We start from the raw sequence: 16,074 nt of genomic DNA on the forward strand, positions 1-16,074 counted from the left end.
AAATGGCCAAAGGGATAGAGATACGCGAGGCCCATTTTCCGGGCCGTGCTCCCATTGACGCCTATGGCGACGGTGGATTCCGCTTTGCCGAAATGTCGCATCGCGGTTCCATTCTTTGCCTGCCTTCCGGCATTCATGGCTGGGAACCTGCGACGCCGCCGATACTGGCCAAAGCCGATCTTAAGATGATCCTTGAGCAGGCATCCGATATTGAAATTCTGCTGGTGGGGACGGGCATGGATCTGCGCCGTATTCCAGAAGACGTGCGCGCTATCCTGCGCGAACACCGCATTTCTTCTGATCCCATGAGTACAGGTGCCGCCGTTCGCACCTATAATGTGCTTCTGGCCGAAGATCGTGCGGTCGCAGCGGCGTTGATTGCTGTAGACTGACATCATGAACGAGAATGAGGCACATTGCCTGGCATTGCTTCGCCAAGCTGACCGGGACCGCTATCTGTCAGTGCTTTATGCGCCGGAGGATCGTCGTGGCGGTCTGGCTGCGTTGTATGCGTTTAATGCCGAAGTTGCGCGTATCCGTGATCTAGTCCACGAACCGCTGCCGGGCGAAGTCCGGCTGCAATGGTGGCGCGATCTCATCAATGGCGAGGCGAGGGGCAGTGCGGAAGCACATCCCGTTGCCGCAGCGCTGATCAACACCATTGAAAAATATGAGCTGCCGCGAACTGCTTTCGACAATTATTGCGAAGCGCGCATCTTCGATCTTTATGACGATCCGATGCCCAGCCGTAATGATCTGGAAGGTTATTGCGGGGAAACCGCATCGGCAATCATCCAGTTAGCCGGCTTTATCTTGGACAGGGATGCCGCGCAGGCACAGACGGAAATAACCGGCCATGCTGGCGTGGCACAGGCCGTAACCGGCTTGCTTCGCCTTATGCCTATTCATCGGCGGCGTGGGCAGCTCTATGTGCCTGCCGATATGTTGCAGGCAGTCGGTGTGACCCGCGAGACTTTCATTGCTGGCGAAGACAAGGCTGCTGTCGAGCGCATGATCAGCATCATGCTGGCTTTCGCGCGTGAACATCTGGCGATTTTCGAGAAGAACAAGTCACAGCTGCCGAAGAGCCTTGTTCCAGCGTTTCTGCCTTTGGCGCTTGTTCCGGCCTATCTGCGAGCAATCGAGCGCCTGGGCGCACAGGCTGCGGAAAAGGTGGCGGACATTTCAGCCATCCGGAAGCAATGGCTCATGTTCAGAGCCAACTTCTGAGTAGCCGGAACCGATGGGCTTCAGTTCAATCGAACCGAAGCCCATCGCAATATCACTCAGCCGGTCCTTGCCCCGAGCCCAGCTCCAAGTCCAGCTCCAAGCCCAGCCCCAAGCCCAGCCATTGACGGCAGTCAGCCAGAGCACGTGCGGAAAGCGCGCGTTTCTTGGCAACAGTCTTTTCCTTGCCGCGCAGACGCTTGCCTTCCGGCTTCGGAACATCGACGGGCGGGAACAGGCCGAAATTCACATTCATCGGCTGGAACGAACGCTTGCCCGGTTCGTCGTCGGCAACGATGTGCCCACCCGTTATATGACCGAGCAGGGCACCGAACGCGGTTGTTCCGGGAGGTGGCGTCAACGTCTGCCCCAGCTTTTCTGCGGCAGTGAAACGACCTGCCAGCAATCCAATGGCTGACGATTCGACATAGCCTTCACAACCCGTCACCTGACCGGCAAAGCGCAGTGTTTCGCGTGATTTCAGGCGAAGCGTACCATCGAGCAGCACGGGAGAATTCAGATAGGTGTTGCGGTGAAGACCGCCGAGGCGGGCGAATTCCGCATTTTCCAGACCCGGAATCATCTTGAAGATGCCGGTCTGCGAGCCGTATTTCAGCTTCGTCTGGAAACCGACCATATTGTAGAGCGTGCCGAGCGCATTGTCCTGACGGAGCTGCACGACGGCATAAGCCTTCACAGTCGGATTATGGGCGTTGGTAAGGCCCATCGGCTTCATCGGCCCATGACGCATGGTTTCCGGCCCGCGTTCGGCCATCACCTCGATAGGCAGGCAGCCGTCGAAATAGGGTGTTCCTTCCCATTCCTTGAAGTCGGTCTTGTCGCCTTCGACCAATGCGGCCACGAACGCCTCATACTGCTCCTTGTCCATGGGGCAGTTGATGTAGTCTTTTCCGGTGCCGCCGGGGCCAACCTTGTCATAGCGCGACTGGAACCAGCAGACATCCATATTGATCGAATCAAAATGGATAATCGGAGCAATGGCATCGAAGAAGGCCAAAGCATCCGCTCCTGTTTGCGCCTGAATGGCCTCAGCCAGTGAAGGCGCGGTCAGGGGCCCGGTGGCAACAATGCTCGTTCCCCACTCCTCTGGCGGCAGGCCGGTGACTTCTTCCCGAACGATTGTAATCAGCGGATGGGCTTCAAGCTTGGCAGTGACGGCCTGCGAAAAGCCTTCGCGGTCGACAGCCAGCGCACCACCTGCGGGAACTTGATGTGCATCGGCGCATGCCATGATGAGCGATCCGGCAAGGCGCATTTCGGCATGAAGAACGCCGACGGCATTGGTTTCGGCATCATCCGAGCGGAAAGAGTTGGAACAGACAAGCTCGGCCAGTTGCTCGGTCTTGTGGGCGTCGGTGCCGCGTACGGGGCGCATTTCGTGCAGTATGACGGGCACGCCCGCCTGCGCGAGCTGCCATGCAGCTTCAGAACCGGCAAGACCGCCGCCGACGACGTGAACGGGAGAAAGATCGGGTGTGTTTGACATGGGCCATTCCCTTATCGCCTTTGCTGAACGCCTTCAATGGAGAAGGCTCGCTAAGGATGGGAATCGAGCCGCAAAAAGAAATGGCATCCGTCGCGGGAGGAGGAGCGACGGATGCCATTATGGTAAGACCGGCATTGGGAGGAGGAGAACCGGTCTTGTTATCGCAAAACCTGGGAGGAGGATGGTTCTGCGATGAACCAAGTCTGGTGGGAGGAGGATCCAGACTTGGAGAAACCCCTATCGGGAGAAACTGTGAGGCTCGTTAATTAGCGAGCCCTGGTCTTTAACGGGCCTTGGTCTGGCGAGCCACGAACGGAATGTCCGCGCGGGAGATGCCAAGATCGTTCAGCTCGCGGGTGGAGAGCTGGCTGAGTTCATTGACGGTGTCGCGGTAACGGCGCCAGTTGTTGTAAGAGCGGAGGAGGTTCATAGTTCTATTCCTTCATCGTTGAGGAACTGGAGTTCTGTTCAATTCATCTCGTTTGTTGCCCATGATATAAGCTATTGTTTTCGCAGGTTGCAGACCCGAGTTTGCATAGCTGCTCTGCGGGTTCTGCACGACACGTTAAATCGATTAGACTGGTGTGGCACAAAATTGCCGCAAAGCGATTTGATCCACTCTTTGCCGGCAGCGCAGTTTCCTATATGTTCTCAAACGCTTACGGTTGCGACAGCAACAACTGACAGAATGACCAGGAGCTAATTTGTCATTTTCCATTTCTGTTGAACGCCTGATCGAGAGATGGCAGCGGGACGGTCTGATTGATGCGGAAACAGCATCGAAACTGAATGCCGACCTTGAAAAGCGCGCTTCGGTCTTCAGCCTTGGTTCCGTTCTGGCCACGCTTGGCGGGCTGCTTCTCGGCGCAGCCGTTATCATGCTGGTTGCCGCGAACTGGCAGGAAATGCCGCGCCTCATGCGCATCGGCCTCATATTCGTTCTTATTTGGGTGAGTTATCTCGGTGGAGCCTGGCGGCAGTCTCGTGGTGACAAGCTGTTTCCGGCTACGCTCTATATTGTGGGTGCTGCATCGTTCGGGGCAGGGCTGGCGCTTGTGGGGCAAATGTATCATTTGTCCGGCGACATCCATTCCGCCGCAATCTATTGGTCCGTAGGCGTTCTGGTTTCGGCTTTTCTTCTACGCGCGCCGGTACTGGCGGCTTTCGGCGCCGGTGTCGCCTGCTTTTATCTTTCGACCTACGTTTTTGATACGTCGTCCTATGATGACGTGACCTATCGCTGGATCGGACCGCTGCTTTTGCTGTTCGGCGCTGCAGCAGCCTTGTTCACGCGCTCGCGACATGCAGCCCATCTGTGGGCAATGTTCTCCATTGGCTGGGCTTTGCTCGTCTATGCGGAGCATGAGAGCAATACGGTGCTGGTGCTTATGCTGGTCGTGGGAATCGGTCTGATACTGACTGACGGTTTTGCCCATGATACGGTGCAGAGACTGACCCGCTTCGCTCATCCGCTCGCGGCATACGGGCTGGCTCTCGCGCTGTTGGCGCTTGTCACGCTTCAGATCAACCAGATGTTCTCCTATTCCAGCGTTACCGCAAATCTGGATAGGGACATACTATATAGCATCTTCATACTGGCGCTCGCGATCGGGGCGATTGCTGTTGCCGGTCGAAATAATGGCGGCCTGCGTTCCATCGCCTATGCCGCATTTTCGATCCAGGTACTTTATCTGGCTTTCGAGACGGTTGGCACCATGATCGGAACATCCGGCTTCTTCCTGACTGCGGGCATTCTCGTGCTGCTGCTGGCTGCTTTTGTGCGACGCATGGAGAACCGGTTCGGAAGGAAAAGCAGCGTGGAGGCCCGCCTATGACTATTCGGCTCAAATGGCTCTATGTTGGGGCTACCATCACCGCATTGCTGCAAACCGGCATTCTTTATGCAGGCATAGAAAAGCGCGCCTCTGTCCTGCGTTCGGGTGCGGAAGTGACGCTGCAGACGGAGCCTTTCGACCCGCGCGATCTGATGCGTGGCGACTATGTCGTTCTGGGGTATGAGATTTCCAGTCTGTCCCGAAAGGATATTCAGGGCGAGCGTCCTGCCGGTTCACGAACTGTCTATGTGGCCGTGAAGCCCGATACAAACGGGATAGCGCGGTTTTCACGCGCGTCATTCGTTCCGCTTTCAGACCTTACCTCCGGTGAGGAGCAGATTCGGGGCGAGGCTGCTTATTCTATATCCGATGATGCGGAATCGAATATTCGTCTCAATTTTGGCATCGAACGGTATTATGTACCCGAGGGGCAGGGACGTGCGATTGAAGACAGCCAGCGCGAGCGGCGGATTACTGCCGTTGTGGCGGTCGATCCGAACGGAACGCCGGTCATCAAAGCCCTGCAGGAAGACGGCCGGCAGCTTTATCAGGAGCCTCTTTATTGATCCTGTCATCACGCCCTGTTTCAAAAGGGTTGGCTGATGCGACAGGATCGCTATATAGAGACGGAAAGGGTAGGAAGAGCTCAGCCTGATCGAACCTTGTAAATCTATGCAAGGAAGGCGGCTTTTTTCCTTTGAACCGGGAAAATTGGATGATATAGAGACGCGCGCTTTCGAGGGGCGGTTCAATATCTGAGACGAATAATGGTGCGTTCTGAGGAATGTGCTTCGGTTCAGAAGCGGATGTGGCGAAATTGGTAGACGCACCAGATTTAGGTTCTGGCGGGAGACCGTGGGGGTTCGAGTCCCTCCATCCGCACCAACTGCCATAAGGCAAAAGAATTTCTCTCCCGCGACAAGGCAAACAAGCCGGTGACGGCGGGACAATGACAAGAAGTGAAGGTTTGAACATGCAGGTTACCGAAACGCTCAATGAAGGGCTGAAGCGCGAGATCAAAGTCGTGGTTCCGGCCAAGGACCTCGAAGCCAAGCTCGCAGAGCGGCTGGAAACTGCGCGTGACCGCGCCAAGATCAACGGCTTCCGTCCGGGCAAGGTGCCTGCGGCTCACCTCCGCAAGATGTACGGCAAGTCCTTCATGGCGGAAATCGTCAACGAAATCCTCAACGACTCGTCGCGTTCGCTTCTCGCTGAACGCAACGAAAAGTCGGCTACTCAGCCTGAAGTCATCATGTCGGAAGACGAAAAAGAGGCCGAACAGGTTCTCGACGGCAAGGCCGATTTCGTTTTCTCGCTGAACTACGAAGTTCTGCCGGCAATTGAAGTCAAGGACTTCTCGAAGATCGCCGTTACCCGTGAAGTCGTCGATATTTCCGATGAGGAAGTTGACGATCAGGTCAAGCGCATCGCTTCGTCGACCCGCGCCTTCGAAACCAAGAAGGGCAAGGCCGAAAACGAAGATCGCGTCACGATCGACTATCTGGGTAAGCTCGACGGCGAGCCGTTCGAAGGCGGCGCGGACAACGATGCGCAGCTCGTTCTCGGTTCGGGCCAGTTCATTCCGGGCTTCGAAGAGCAGCTCGTTGGTGTCAAGGCTGGCGACGAGAAGGTCATCACCGTGACGTTCCCGGCAGAATACGGCGCTGCCCATCTGGCTGGCAAGGAAGCTACCTTCGACATTACCGTCAAGGAAGTTGCCAAGCCGAACGAACTCGTTCTCGATGATGAAACTGCAAAGAAGCTCGGCATCGAATCGCTTGAGCGTCTGCGTCAGGTTGTTCGCGAACAGATCGAAAGCCAGTACGGCCAGATCACCCGCCAGAAGGTAAAGCGTCAGATTCTCGATGCTCTGGACGGCGACTACCAGTTCGCAACGCCGCAGAAGCTTGTTGACGCTGAATTCAACAACATCTGGCAGCAGATCAACTTCGACCTGCAGCAGGCTGGCCGCACGTTCGAAGACGAAGAAACCACCGAAGAAGCTGCTCGCGAAGAATATCGCAAGCTCGCTGAGCGTCGCGTACGCCTCGGTCTGGTTCTGTCGGAAATCGGCGAAAAGGCTGGCGTTGAAGTTTCTGAAGAAGAACTGCAGCGCGCTGTTTACGATCAGGTTCGTCGCTATCCGGGCCAGGAAAAGGAAATCTACGAATTCCTGCGCAAGACGCCGGATGCCGTTGCCAACCTTCGCGCCCCGATCTTTGAAGAAAAGGTCGTTGACCATCTGCTCGCCAACATCGACGTGACCGACAAGAAGGTCTCGAAGGAAGAGCTGACGGCTGAAGACGAAGATGCAGCTTCGGAAGCAAAGCCTGCCAAGAAGGCTGCTCCCAAGAAGAAGGCCGCTCCTAAGAAGAAGGCTGACGAAGGCAAGTCCGAAGAGGCTTGATCTTCACTTCCAGCATGAATTCGGAGGGGCCGCGCATAGCGCGGCCTTTTCGTTTTGCGATCATGGAAATGGTGGCTGAAAAGCTTGCATCCGGTGGGGCTTTGCTCTAGCCAATACAACAATCAGTTTCAGCCCAATCACAGTATTGTCGAGCCAGTAATGTCCCTAATCGATACGCGTATACCTGAACCCAAACGCTTTATCTCCGGCGCGACCGGCGACTGGGAAGTCGTCATCGGCATGGAAGTCCATGCGCAGGTCACGTCAGAATCGAAGCTGTTCTCCGGCGCTTCCACTTCGTTTGGCGCGGAGCCGAATTCGAATGTTTCTCTGGTTGATGCAGCCATGCCGGGCATGCTGCCGGTCATCAATCTGGAATGCGTCAAGCAGGCGGTTCGCACGGGAATCGGGCTCAATGCTCAGATCAATCTGAAGTCGGTTTTCGACCGCAAGAACTATTTCTATCCCGATCTGCCGCAGGGCTACCAGATCTCGCAGTTCAAGCAGCCTATCGTTGGCGAAGGCAAGATCATGATTTCGGTCGGTCCGGACAATAAGGGCCAGTTCGAAGACGTGGAAATCGGCATCGAGCGCCTGCATCTGGAACAGGATGCAGGCAAGTCCATGCACGACCAGCATCCGACCATGTCCTATGTGGACCTGAACCGTTCTGGTGTGGCGTTGATGGAAATCGTATCGAAGCCGGACCTGCGTTCCTCCGATGAAGCACGCGCTTATCTGACCAAGCTGCGCACGATTGTGCGTTATCTTGGCACTTGCGACGGCAATATGGACGAAGGCTCGATGCGCGCTGACGTAAACGTCTCCGTGCGCCGTCCGGGCGGTGAATTCGGCACGCGTTGCGAAATCAAGAACGTCAACTCGATCCGCTTCGTCGGTCAGGCGATTGAATATGAGGCTCGTCGCCAGATTGCTATTCTCGAGGACGGTGGCTCCATCGATCAGGAAACGCGTCTGTTCGATCCGGTAAAGGGTGAAACTCGGTCCATGCGCTCCAAGGAAGAAGCGCATGACTATCGCTATTTTCCTGATCCGGATCTTCTGCCGCTCGAGTTCGACCAGGCATTCGTGGATGCGCTGGCAGCAGATCTGCCGGAACTGCCGGACGTCAAGAAGCAGCGCCTCGTCGAGAAGCAGGGCATCTCGATCTACGATGCATCGATTCTCGTTACCGAGAAGGCCATTGCTGATTATTATGAATCCGTTGCTGCCGGTCGTGACGGCAAGGCCGCAGCGAACTGGGTCATCAACGATCTCCTCGGCGCGCTGAACAAGGCGGGCAAGGACATTGAGGAATCGCCGGTCAGCCCGGAACAGCTCGGTGCAGTCATCGATCTCATCAAGGAAGGTACGATTTCCGGCAAGATCGCCAAGGATCTTTTCGAGATCGTCTGGAATGAGGGCGGTGACCCGAAGAAGCTCGTTGAAGAACGTGGCATGAAGCAGGTTACGGACACCGGTGCCATCGAGAAGGCCGTGGACGATGTCATTGCCGCCAACCCGGAAAAGGTTGAGCAGGCGAAAGCCAAGCCGACGCTGGCTGGCTGGTTCGTTGGTCAGGTCATGAAGGCAACGGGCGGGAAGGCCAACCCGCAATCCGTGAATGAACTGGTCAAGGCCAAGCTCGGGATTGAAGAGTAATGTGGGTCAGAAGCGCGACAGAGGCTGATCTCAAGGCAGTGCATGAGCTGCTTGTATCGACCTGGCACGCGACCTTTGACGACATCCTCGGGCGGGAAACGGTGGATGCCGTTACCGCCCGGTGGCACGGCATCGCTGTTCTGAAGGCCAATCTGAAGAAGCCTTATTCGGAATTTATTGTCGCCGATAACGGCAATGGTGGCATCGACGGAATGGCTTTTGCCAGTCAGTCCGAAGAAGGCAAGGCTTCGCTGCATCAGCTTTATGTTCGTCCCGACACGCAGGTTCAAGGCATTGGAACGATGCTTCTCGCCGAAATCGAGATGGCTTTTCCTGATGTTCGAACGATGAAGCTTGAAGTGATCGAACGAAACACCAAGGCGGTGAATTTCTACGAGCGCAAGGGCTATACCAAAGTCGGACGAAACGAGGATTGGGGCGATCCCAATTGCAAGGAACCGGTACTGGTTATGGAAAAGTCCCTTGAAAGCTGGAATATGTAAAGCATGTCTTCCCAAAGTGGGATCCGGTTTGAGGATCAAGACATGCTAGAATATAAAAGCCTGACGCGCGCGGCGTTTTGGGCCCATCATACTCTTGTGACAGCGGCAACTTGACCCTTGCCATGGCCGGTCGATAGGGCCATAAGCAAGAAAACCCGGTGGTTTCGGTCACCTGTGGCAATAATGGATCTGGAATAGGTCATGAAGAAATTTATTACGCAAGTTTTCACCTGGTGGAATGGCCAGACGCTCGGCACGCGGTTTCATACGTGGCGCAAGGGCGAGCGCGTCGGTGAAGACGAGTTCGGCAATATCTATTATCAGGGCGGCAAGGACTCCGAAGGTCGCACACGTCGCTGGGTAATCTTCAATGGCTATGCGGAAGCAAGTGCTATTCCTCCCGGCTGGCATGGCTGGATGCATCATCGCGTTGACACGCCGCCTACCAAGGAAGACTACAAGCCGCGCGACTGGCAGAAGCCGCATCTGCAGAACCTGACCGGTTCTCCGCTGGCATATCGTCCGAAAGGCGCCATTGCCCGTCCGGGCACGGAACCTGCGGAACGTCCACGCGTGACCGGCGAATACGATGCCTGGACACCGGGCAACTGATAATCGGTTTTGATTTTTGTCCGGCGCGTTCATCCGCGCCGGATTTATTATGTGTCCGCCTTTTGACGCTATAGCGGAAAAGGTTTGAGGATAGACGGCTCGCTTAAGACCAGCGGCAGCATTGCGGCTTGCGACTGGGCAACGAATCGTCACATTTCATGCTTAGGAATTGTTCCGGCTTAATTTAAACCCTTTGGATGCGGATCTCCGTTTTGACGAAGCAATCTCACGGCGCGGCTGGCAACGGAAAAAACCCGATAAAAAGGGCTGTTCAGGTTGCCTTGATTTCGCTCATTGCGACCACCAGCAGCTTTCAAGCAGCAATGGCCGAACGCATCACCAATCCGGTTGCTGAGTTCTCGGGTCTCGATAAAATCACCGGGCGTATCACGACGTTCGACGTCTATATCAATGAGACAGTTCAGTTCGGCGCCCTTCAGGTAACGCCGAAAGTTTGTTATTCGCGCACAGAGAACGAAGCACCACGCACCGATGGTTTCGTTGAAGTCGAAGAGATCACGCTTGACCGAAAGATTCGCCGTATCTTTACCGGCTGGATGTTCGCCGATAGTCCGGGTCTCAATGCTGTCGAGCATCCGATCTATGACGTCTGGCTGAAGGACTGCAAGCAGAAGTCGGAAGTGCCTCCGCCGGATCAGCGCAATTAACCGCAGCTACTTAGAAACGCGCGATTCCATCCAGCGCGTTTTCCAGCAGTTTCTCGTATTTTTTCCTTGGAACTTCCACAGCGCCGAATCTTTCGAGATGCGGTGTGGTGAACTGCGTGTCGAGCAGCACGAAGCCTTGCTTCACCAGATGCTGGACCAGATAGGCAAGACAGACCTTTGACGCGTCCCGTTTGCGTGTGAACATGCTCTCGCCGAAAAAGGCACGCCCAAGCGTTACCCCATAAAGTCCACCGACGAGCTGTTCGTCATGCCAGGCTTCGACCGTGTGGCAATGTCCTATCTCGAACAGATTCTTATAGGCTTCGCGGATAGGTCCATTGATCCATGTGCGCGCGCGTTCACCGGTTCCGCTGGCACAACCTTCGATCACACCATCAAAATCGTTATCGAGCTTTATGTCAAAAATGCCCTGGCGGATGGTCTTCCGGAGGCTTTTCGGCATGTGGAAGCCATCAAGGGGTATGACACCGCGCCTCTCGGGACGAACCCAAAAGACTTCGGGATCGTCGGCTTCTTCGGCCATGGGAAATATTCCCGTGGCATAGGCCCGCAGGAGTAACTCCGGTTCGATTGAATAGTCGTCCGGGGACACTCCTGCGGTCACTTTCGTCAGGCGCTTTCGCTCTTGGTTTTCTTGGCCAGATACTTTTCAAGCCAATGAATGTCGTAATCGCCGTTAGCGATATCCTGATTGGCAATCAAGTCCTGGAAAAGCGGGAGGGTGGTTTTCACACCATCCACCACGAACTCGTCCAGCGCACGGCGCAGACGCATCATGCATTCGACGCGATTGCGACCATGCACGATGAGCTTGCCGATAAGGCTGTCGTAGTAAGGCGGAATGCGATAGCCGGAATAGACGCCCGAATCCACGCGGATGCCGAGGCCACCCGGCGTATGATAATGGGTGATCAGGCCCGGCGAAGGCGCAAAAGTCAGCGGGTCTTCAGCGTTGATACGGCATTCGATGGCATGGCCGGAGAAGCGGATATCCTTCTGCTTTACCGACAGGCCGAGGCCAGCTGCAACGCGAATCTGCTCGTGAACGAGATCGATACCCGTGATGGCTTCCGTAATCGGATGTTCCACCTGAAGACGCGTATTCATTTCGATGAAATAGAATTCGCCGTCTTCATAAAGGAACTCGATCGTTCCCGCACCGCGATAGCCCAGTTCCGCACAGGCGTTGGCGCAGACCATGCCGATCTTGTCGCGTGCTTCTGCATTGAGCGCCGGTGAATTGGCTTCTTCCCAAACCTTCTGGTGGCGGCGCTGCAACGAGCAGTCGCGTTCGCCCAGATGGATGGCATTGCCGGCACCGTCGCCCATGACCTGAACTTCGATGTGGCGCGGCTTTTCGAGATATTTCTCGATATAGACCGCGTCGTCACCAAAGGCTGCACCAGCTTCGGTCCGCGCGGTTGCAAGTGCTACCGAAAGATCTTCTTCGGTGCGGGCAACCTTCATGCCGCGTCCGCCACCACCGGCCGAAGCCTTGATGATGACCGGATAACCGATTTCCTTCGCGATGCGAGCGGCTTCGACGTCATCCGTCACACCGCCGTCAGAACCAGGAACAACCGGAATGCCGAGGCGCTTTGCAGTGCGCTTGGCTTCGATCTTGTCGCCCATGATGCGGATATGCGAAGCGGTGGGGCCAATGAAGGTGATGCCGTGCGCTTCAAGAATTTCCGCGAACTTGGCGTTCTCCGACAGGAAGCCATAACCCGGATGGATTGCGTCAGCGCCCGTGATCTCGCAAGCAGCAACGATCTGATGGATGTTCAGATAGCTGTCGCGCGATGGCGGCGGCCCGATGCAGACACTTTCGTCTGCCAGACGCACATGCATCGCGTCGGCGTCTGCCGTGGAGTGAACGGCGACGGTCTTGATGCCCAGTTCCTTACAAGCCCTGAGCACGCGAAGAGCGATTTCGCCACGATTGGCTATGAGTATCTTTTGAAACATTGCGCTTTGCTGCCCGTTCATTGAATAAGCCGTAATCTGTTGTCTTATTCGATTACGACGAGCGGCTCACCGAATTCAACCGGCTGAGCGTCTTCGATGAGGATGGCCTTGACCGTACCAGCCCGCGGGGCCGGAATCTGGTTCATGGTCTTCATGGCTTCGATGATGAGAAGCGTCTGACCTTCCTTCACCTGTGCGCCGACTTCGATGAAGTTGCGAGCACCCGGAGCCGGAGCGAGATAGGCAGTGCCAACCATCGGCGATGGAACGGCGTTCTTCGACAGATCGGCCTTGGTCGGTTCGGCGGCTGCAGCAGCTGGCGCGGCAGCAACAGCAACAGGGGCTGCGGCTGGCATAACGGTTGCTGCGGCCTGAACCGTGACCTTGCGCGAAACGCGGATACGCAGATCGCCATGTTCGACTTCGATATCGGTCAGGTCGGTTTCATTGAGAATGTCCGCCAGGTCGCGGATCGTTTCCTTGTCGATGACGGAATTTTTGCTGGACATATCAGGCCCCTTTAACGCTTTGCCCGTTGTTTTCTTCTTCTTTGGCAATTGCCGCAAGCGCGCGCAGACCGAGCAGATATCCTTCCGCGCCAAAGCCGCAAATAACGCCTTTGGCGACTGCGGATACATAGGAGTGATGCCGGAAAGCCTCACGCGCATGAATGTTCGAAAGATGCACTTCCACAACCGTTACCTTGGCCGAGCGGATTGCATCATGAATAGCAACCGAAGTGTGGCTGTAAGCGGCTGGATTGATGAGGACATAGGCGTTTTTGTCGCCAGCCTCCTGAATCCAGGTCACCAGATCGCCTTCGTAATTGGACTGACGGAAATCGACATCAAGTCCGAGTTGTTCAGCCTCACGCTTGCAGTCCGCCTCGATATTCTCGAGCGTTGCAACACCGTATATCCCCGGTTCTCGTTTGCCGAGAAGGTTGAGATTGGGGCCGTTCAAAACAAAAACCGTTTTTGCCATATCCGTCCGCGACTGATAACGCGTTACCGCGAAATTTCGGTACACTTCGCATTTCATATAGAGGGCTTGGAAGCAAGCCGAAACCCTCTAAATCATTGCAGATGTTTTGCCGAACCGGTTTTTCCCGCTATTCTTTGCAAAATACGCAGCCGATAAGGCAATTTCTCTTCACGCAACATAAACATTGGATGCCACGGCATAAACTGTTTCACAAAAGTGATCAGTCAAGCCATGGCCGATCAGCTTATTTTTTCGCTGCAGCGCGCGCTGCTGCGATTCTCTCAACCAGACCATCGACGCCGATTGCACCTGGAACCAGTTCATCGCCGATGATGTAGGATGGTGTGCCGGTAATGTTGAGCTGTTGCGCCATCTGGTAGGTCTGCTGGAATGCGCCGGTGATGGCCGGATCTTTCATCTTTTCGCGCAGCTGTGTTTCATCAGCGCCTAGCTTTACGGCATCGGCGATGGCGGAATCTTCCGTTGCACGCTCCTGCGCGCCGAGCAGTACTTGGTGGAATTCAGCATATTTTTCCGGCATCAGCGCTCTGAATGCCTGTGCCACGATATGCGCCTTGGCCGAATCCGGGCCAAGAATCGGGAACTCCTTCATGACAAAACGGACATTCTTGTCGGTTTTCAGGATCGCTTCCATGTCGGGCAGTGCCCGCTTGCAATACCCGCAATTGTAATCAAAGAACTCGTAGACCGTCACGTCGCCGTCCGGATTGCCGAAGACTGCATCATGCTTGGGGTCATAAAGGGCAGCGCGATTGGCAGTCAGCACCTGCTTGATCTGTTCCTGCGCCGCGTGTGCCTGCTTGGTTTCCAGCGCGCTTTGCACTTCCAGCATCAGTTCGGGATTCTGGATGAGATAGTTGCGCACGACGTTTTCAATGGCCTGCTGGTTCATCGCTGCCGGGGCTGCGGAAGCAGCAGGGCTTTCCACAGCAGCTGGAGCCTGCCGGGCAGTGCCTGCATAATAACCCGCTGCAAGAGCTGCGATGCCCACAATGCCGCTGGCAACTGTTATGGAAACTATATTCTTCATTCCAAATTCCAATCTGTCTTTAATATCGCTATCAGGCGCCAACCGCCTTACTTGCTTTTCTTGGCATTAATGATGTCCTGCGCGCGAAGCCATTCGGGCGAACGGGGCTTCATCTGCTTTTGCGCGCGGATTGCGAAGATCTGGGCCTGCTGAAGCTTGCCAGAATAGTAGTTCATATCGGCAGTGGCGAGGTCGGCCAACGCCATATCGCCTTGCTGGCCATATGCTTGCGCCAGATAACCATATCCGCCCGGAAACTCCGGATCGGAAGCTATACCTGCCTTGATCTCCTTGATCGCCGTCGGCATGTTTGCCTTGGCACCGGTGAGCATGAGCGCACGCCCATAGCTCATGCGCAGCAACGGCGATTTGCGCGGATCGAGCGAAACCGCCTTCTGGAAAGCCTTTGCCGCTCCCGCGGCATCATTGGCTTTCAGCAAGACTTCGCCGCGCATTTCCTGGAAATACGGGTTTTTTGGCTGTTCCTTGATCAAGGCATCAAATTTCGGCAGCGCAGAGCGGGCAGAGCCGTTCAGGAATGTTGTGATGGCATTGCCATAGCGGGCAGGTAGTCCGCCGGGATTGCTGCGGAACATGCGCTGCAGCGCGCCCATATTGCCCGAATAAGCAGCAATCTTCGCGCGCGCCATATCGTGCCGCATTTGCAAGGCCGGAGAATCGGTTTTGTTGAAGTACGGGCTCTTTCGTGCAAGCTCTTCCAGATTGGCAATTCGCTCACGCGGGAGAGGGTGGCTGATACGATATTGGTCGATCTGGGTGCCCGTAAGCGACAGGGCCGATGCGAAACGCTCGAACGTATCGAGCATGCCCTTGGTCGACTGACCGGTGGCATTGAGATAGTTCACGGCAAGACGATCGGCGGTCATTTCTTCCGTGCGCTGATAGTTGAGTACGCTGCGCATGGCTATTTCGCTTGAGCCCATAGCAATACCAGCGCCAGCGCCCGCGGCGTTGCCGCTGCCGCTCGCAGCGCCTGCAACGCCGGCGCCAACGCCAAGCAGCATACCAATGATCGCCATGTTGCGGGCGCGGCTGAGCTGTTCACGCAAACGCTCCTGATGCCCGCCTGCAAGGTGTCCCGATTCGTGTGCGATCACGCCAATGATTTCATTGGGCGTTTCTGCCTGCATGATTGCGCCTGTATTTATGAAAATACGCCGTCCATCAACGAAGGCATTGAAGCTTTGCGAATTGACCAGAATAACGCGAACGCCGCGACCACCCAAACCTGCAGCCTTGAGGATCGGCGCAGCGTAATCGGCAACAAGTGCCTCGATTTCCGCGTCCCGGACGATAGGCACACCACCGCCACGCGACTGCGCGAATGCAGGGAGGGCACTGGTAACGGCTATGGACATTGCGGCCACTACGGCGACCGAACGGCGAACCAAACTATGGAAAGAAAATCTCCTGGCTGGGAAAGGTGCAGTCATCGTCCCCATCGTGTTGTTCTTCCTTCTTCAAACCGGCGCGAATCTTATAACCTTTGCATTCAATCATCGATAGGCAGGCGAGACATAATCTCCATCTCGGGATTTGGTCGTATTTTCTCGTAAAGTGCTGTTGCTTTACCAATCCGGCGATTATACGGCGGATGTAGAATGCGAA

General features: G+C 55.7%; 17 protein-coding genes and 1 tRNA gene. 10 read left to right on the top strand and 8 right to left on the bottom strand.

Annotation, left to right across the window (positions count from 1 at the left end):
• Positions 1 to 2 precede the first annotated feature (2 nt).
• Both FG152_RS07365 and FG152_RS07370 read left to right on the top strand, forming a co-directional pair.
• Positions 3 to 392 (top strand): Mth938-like domain-containing protein, encoded by a 390-nt coding sequence (locus FG152_RS07365; protein ID WP_010661252.1) that lies wholly within the window; start codon positions 3 to 5, stop codon positions 390 to 392.
• A 4-nt stretch (positions 393 to 396) separates the two neighbouring features.
• Entirely contained in the window at positions 397 to 1,230 is an 834-nt protein-coding gene (locus FG152_RS07370; protein ID WP_010661253.1) for a phytoene/squalene synthase family protein, read from the top strand.
• Positions 1,231 to 1,282: 52 nt separating this feature from the next.
• Here FG152_RS07370 and trmFO read toward each other — a convergent pair whose 3' ends face one another.
• Together trmFO and FG152_RS07380 are read right to left on the bottom strand one after the other, a co-directional pair.
• Positions 1,283 to 2,734, bottom strand: coding sequence for a methylenetetrahydrofolate--tRNA-(uracil(54)-C(5))-methyltransferase (FADH(2)-oxidizing) TrmFO (gene trmFO, locus FG152_RS07375; protein WP_498985658.1), 1,452 nt, complete (start codon positions 2,732 to 2,734; stop codon positions 1,283 to 1,285).
• Positions 2,735 to 3,017: 283 nt separating this feature from the next.
• Entirely contained in the window at positions 3,018 to 3,164 is a 147-nt protein-coding gene (locus FG152_RS07380; protein ID WP_006466676.1) for a DUF1127 domain-containing protein, read from the bottom strand.
• A gap of 274 nt (positions 3,165 to 3,438) precedes the next feature.
• Here FG152_RS07380 and FG152_RS07385 point away from each other — a divergent pair, with 274 nt between their 5' ends.
• The 8 genes from FG152_RS07385 to FG152_RS07420 all read left to right on the top strand — a co-directional run bounded on the left by FG152_RS07385 (position 3,439) and on the right by FG152_RS07420 (position 10,421).
• Positions 3,439 to 4,569 carry a DUF2157 domain-containing protein gene (locus tag FG152_RS07385; RefSeq protein WP_498985662.1) on the top strand — a complete coding sequence of 377 codons (1,131 nt, stop codon included), beginning with the start codon at positions 3,439 to 3,441 and terminating at the stop codon, positions 4,567 to 4,569.
• Positions 4,566 to 5,135, top strand: coding sequence for a GDYXXLXY domain-containing protein (locus FG152_RS07390; RefSeq protein ID WP_010661256.1), 570 nt, complete (start codon positions 4,566 to 4,568; stop codon positions 5,133 to 5,135). The genes FG152_RS07385 and FG152_RS07390 overlap by 4 nt, the downstream gene beginning before the upstream one ends.
• Positions 5,136 to 5,371: 236 nt before the next feature.
• Positions 5,372 to 5,454: transfer RNA gene (locus FG152_RS07395), tRNA-Leu, on the top strand.
• Between the two features lie 88 nt (positions 5,455 to 5,542).
• Positions 5,543 to 6,976 (top strand): trigger factor, encoded by a 1,434-nt coding sequence (gene tig, locus FG152_RS07400; protein WP_278526146.1) that lies wholly within the window; start codon positions 5,543 to 5,545, stop codon positions 6,974 to 6,976.
• Positions 6,977 to 7,135: 159 nt separating this feature from the next.
• Positions 7,136 to 8,638, top strand: a complete 1,503-nt coding sequence (gatB, locus tag FG152_RS07405) for an Asp-tRNA(Asn)/Glu-tRNA(Gln) amidotransferase subunit GatB (RefSeq protein ID WP_010661258.1) — start codon at positions 7,136 to 7,138, stop codon at positions 8,636 to 8,638.
• Positions 8,638 to 9,141, top strand: coding sequence for a GNAT family N-acetyltransferase (locus FG152_RS07410; protein ID WP_036583875.1), 504 nt, complete (start codon positions 8,638 to 8,640; stop codon positions 9,139 to 9,141). The genes gatB and FG152_RS07410 overlap by 1 nt, the downstream gene beginning before the upstream one ends.
• A 201-nt stretch (positions 9,142 to 9,342) precedes the next feature.
• A complete protein-coding gene (locus FG152_RS07415) occupies positions 9,343 to 9,753 on the top strand; it encodes an NADH:ubiquinone oxidoreductase subunit NDUFA12 (protein WP_010661260.1) in 411 nt (136 codons plus the stop codon).
• Positions 9,754 to 9,950: 197 nt separating this feature from the next.
• Positions 9,951 to 10,421, top strand: coding sequence for a DUF2155 domain-containing protein (locus FG152_RS07420; protein ID WP_010661261.1), 471 nt, complete (start codon positions 9,951 to 9,953; stop codon positions 10,419 to 10,421).
• A 10-nt stretch (positions 10,422 to 10,431) separates the two neighbouring features.
• Here the strand turns inward: FG152_RS07420 and aat are convergent, their stop codons facing one another.
• From aat to FG152_RS07450, 6 genes are all read right to left on the bottom strand, one after another.
• On the bottom strand, positions 10,432 to 11,046 hold the full coding sequence (aat, locus tag FG152_RS07425) for a leucyl/phenylalanyl-tRNA--protein transferase (protein ID WP_454622717.1): 615 nt from the start codon (positions 11,044 to 11,046) through the stop codon (positions 10,432 to 10,434).
• 5 nt (positions 11,047 to 11,051) lie between these two features.
• Entirely contained in the window at positions 11,052 to 12,410 is a 1,359-nt protein-coding gene (accC, locus tag FG152_RS07430) for an acetyl-CoA carboxylase biotin carboxylase subunit (RefSeq protein WP_010661263.1), read from the bottom strand.
• Positions 12,411 to 12,454: 44 nt separating this feature from the next.
• On the bottom strand, positions 12,455 to 12,919 hold the full coding sequence (gene accB, locus FG152_RS07435) for an acetyl-CoA carboxylase biotin carboxyl carrier protein (RefSeq protein WP_010661264.1): 465 nt from the start codon (positions 12,917 to 12,919) through the stop codon (positions 12,455 to 12,457).
• Between the two features lies 1 nt (position 12,920).
• Complete coding sequence (aroQ, locus tag FG152_RS07440) at positions 12,921 to 13,394, bottom strand: type II 3-dehydroquinate dehydratase (RefSeq protein ID WP_010661265.1); 474 nt, start codon at positions 13,392 to 13,394, stop codon at positions 12,921 to 12,923.
• Between the two features lie 244 nt (positions 13,395 to 13,638).
• Positions 13,639 to 14,445, bottom strand: a complete 807-nt coding sequence (locus FG152_RS07445) for a DsbA family protein (protein WP_498985670.1) — start codon at positions 14,443 to 14,445, stop codon at positions 13,639 to 13,641.
• Positions 14,446 to 14,492: 47 nt separating this feature from the next.
• Positions 14,493 to 15,908 carry a M48 family metalloprotease gene (locus tag FG152_RS07450; RefSeq protein ID WP_433846397.1) on the bottom strand — a complete coding sequence of 472 codons (1,416 nt, stop codon included), beginning with the start codon at positions 15,906 to 15,908 and terminating at the stop codon, positions 14,493 to 14,495.
• Positions 15,909 to 16,074: the final 166 nt, after the last annotated feature.

Source organism: Ochrobactrum sp. XJ1 (genome assembly GCF_024701725.1).
GTDB lineage: Bacteria > Pseudomonadota > Alphaproteobacteria > Rhizobiales > Rhizobiaceae > Brucella > Brucella anthropi.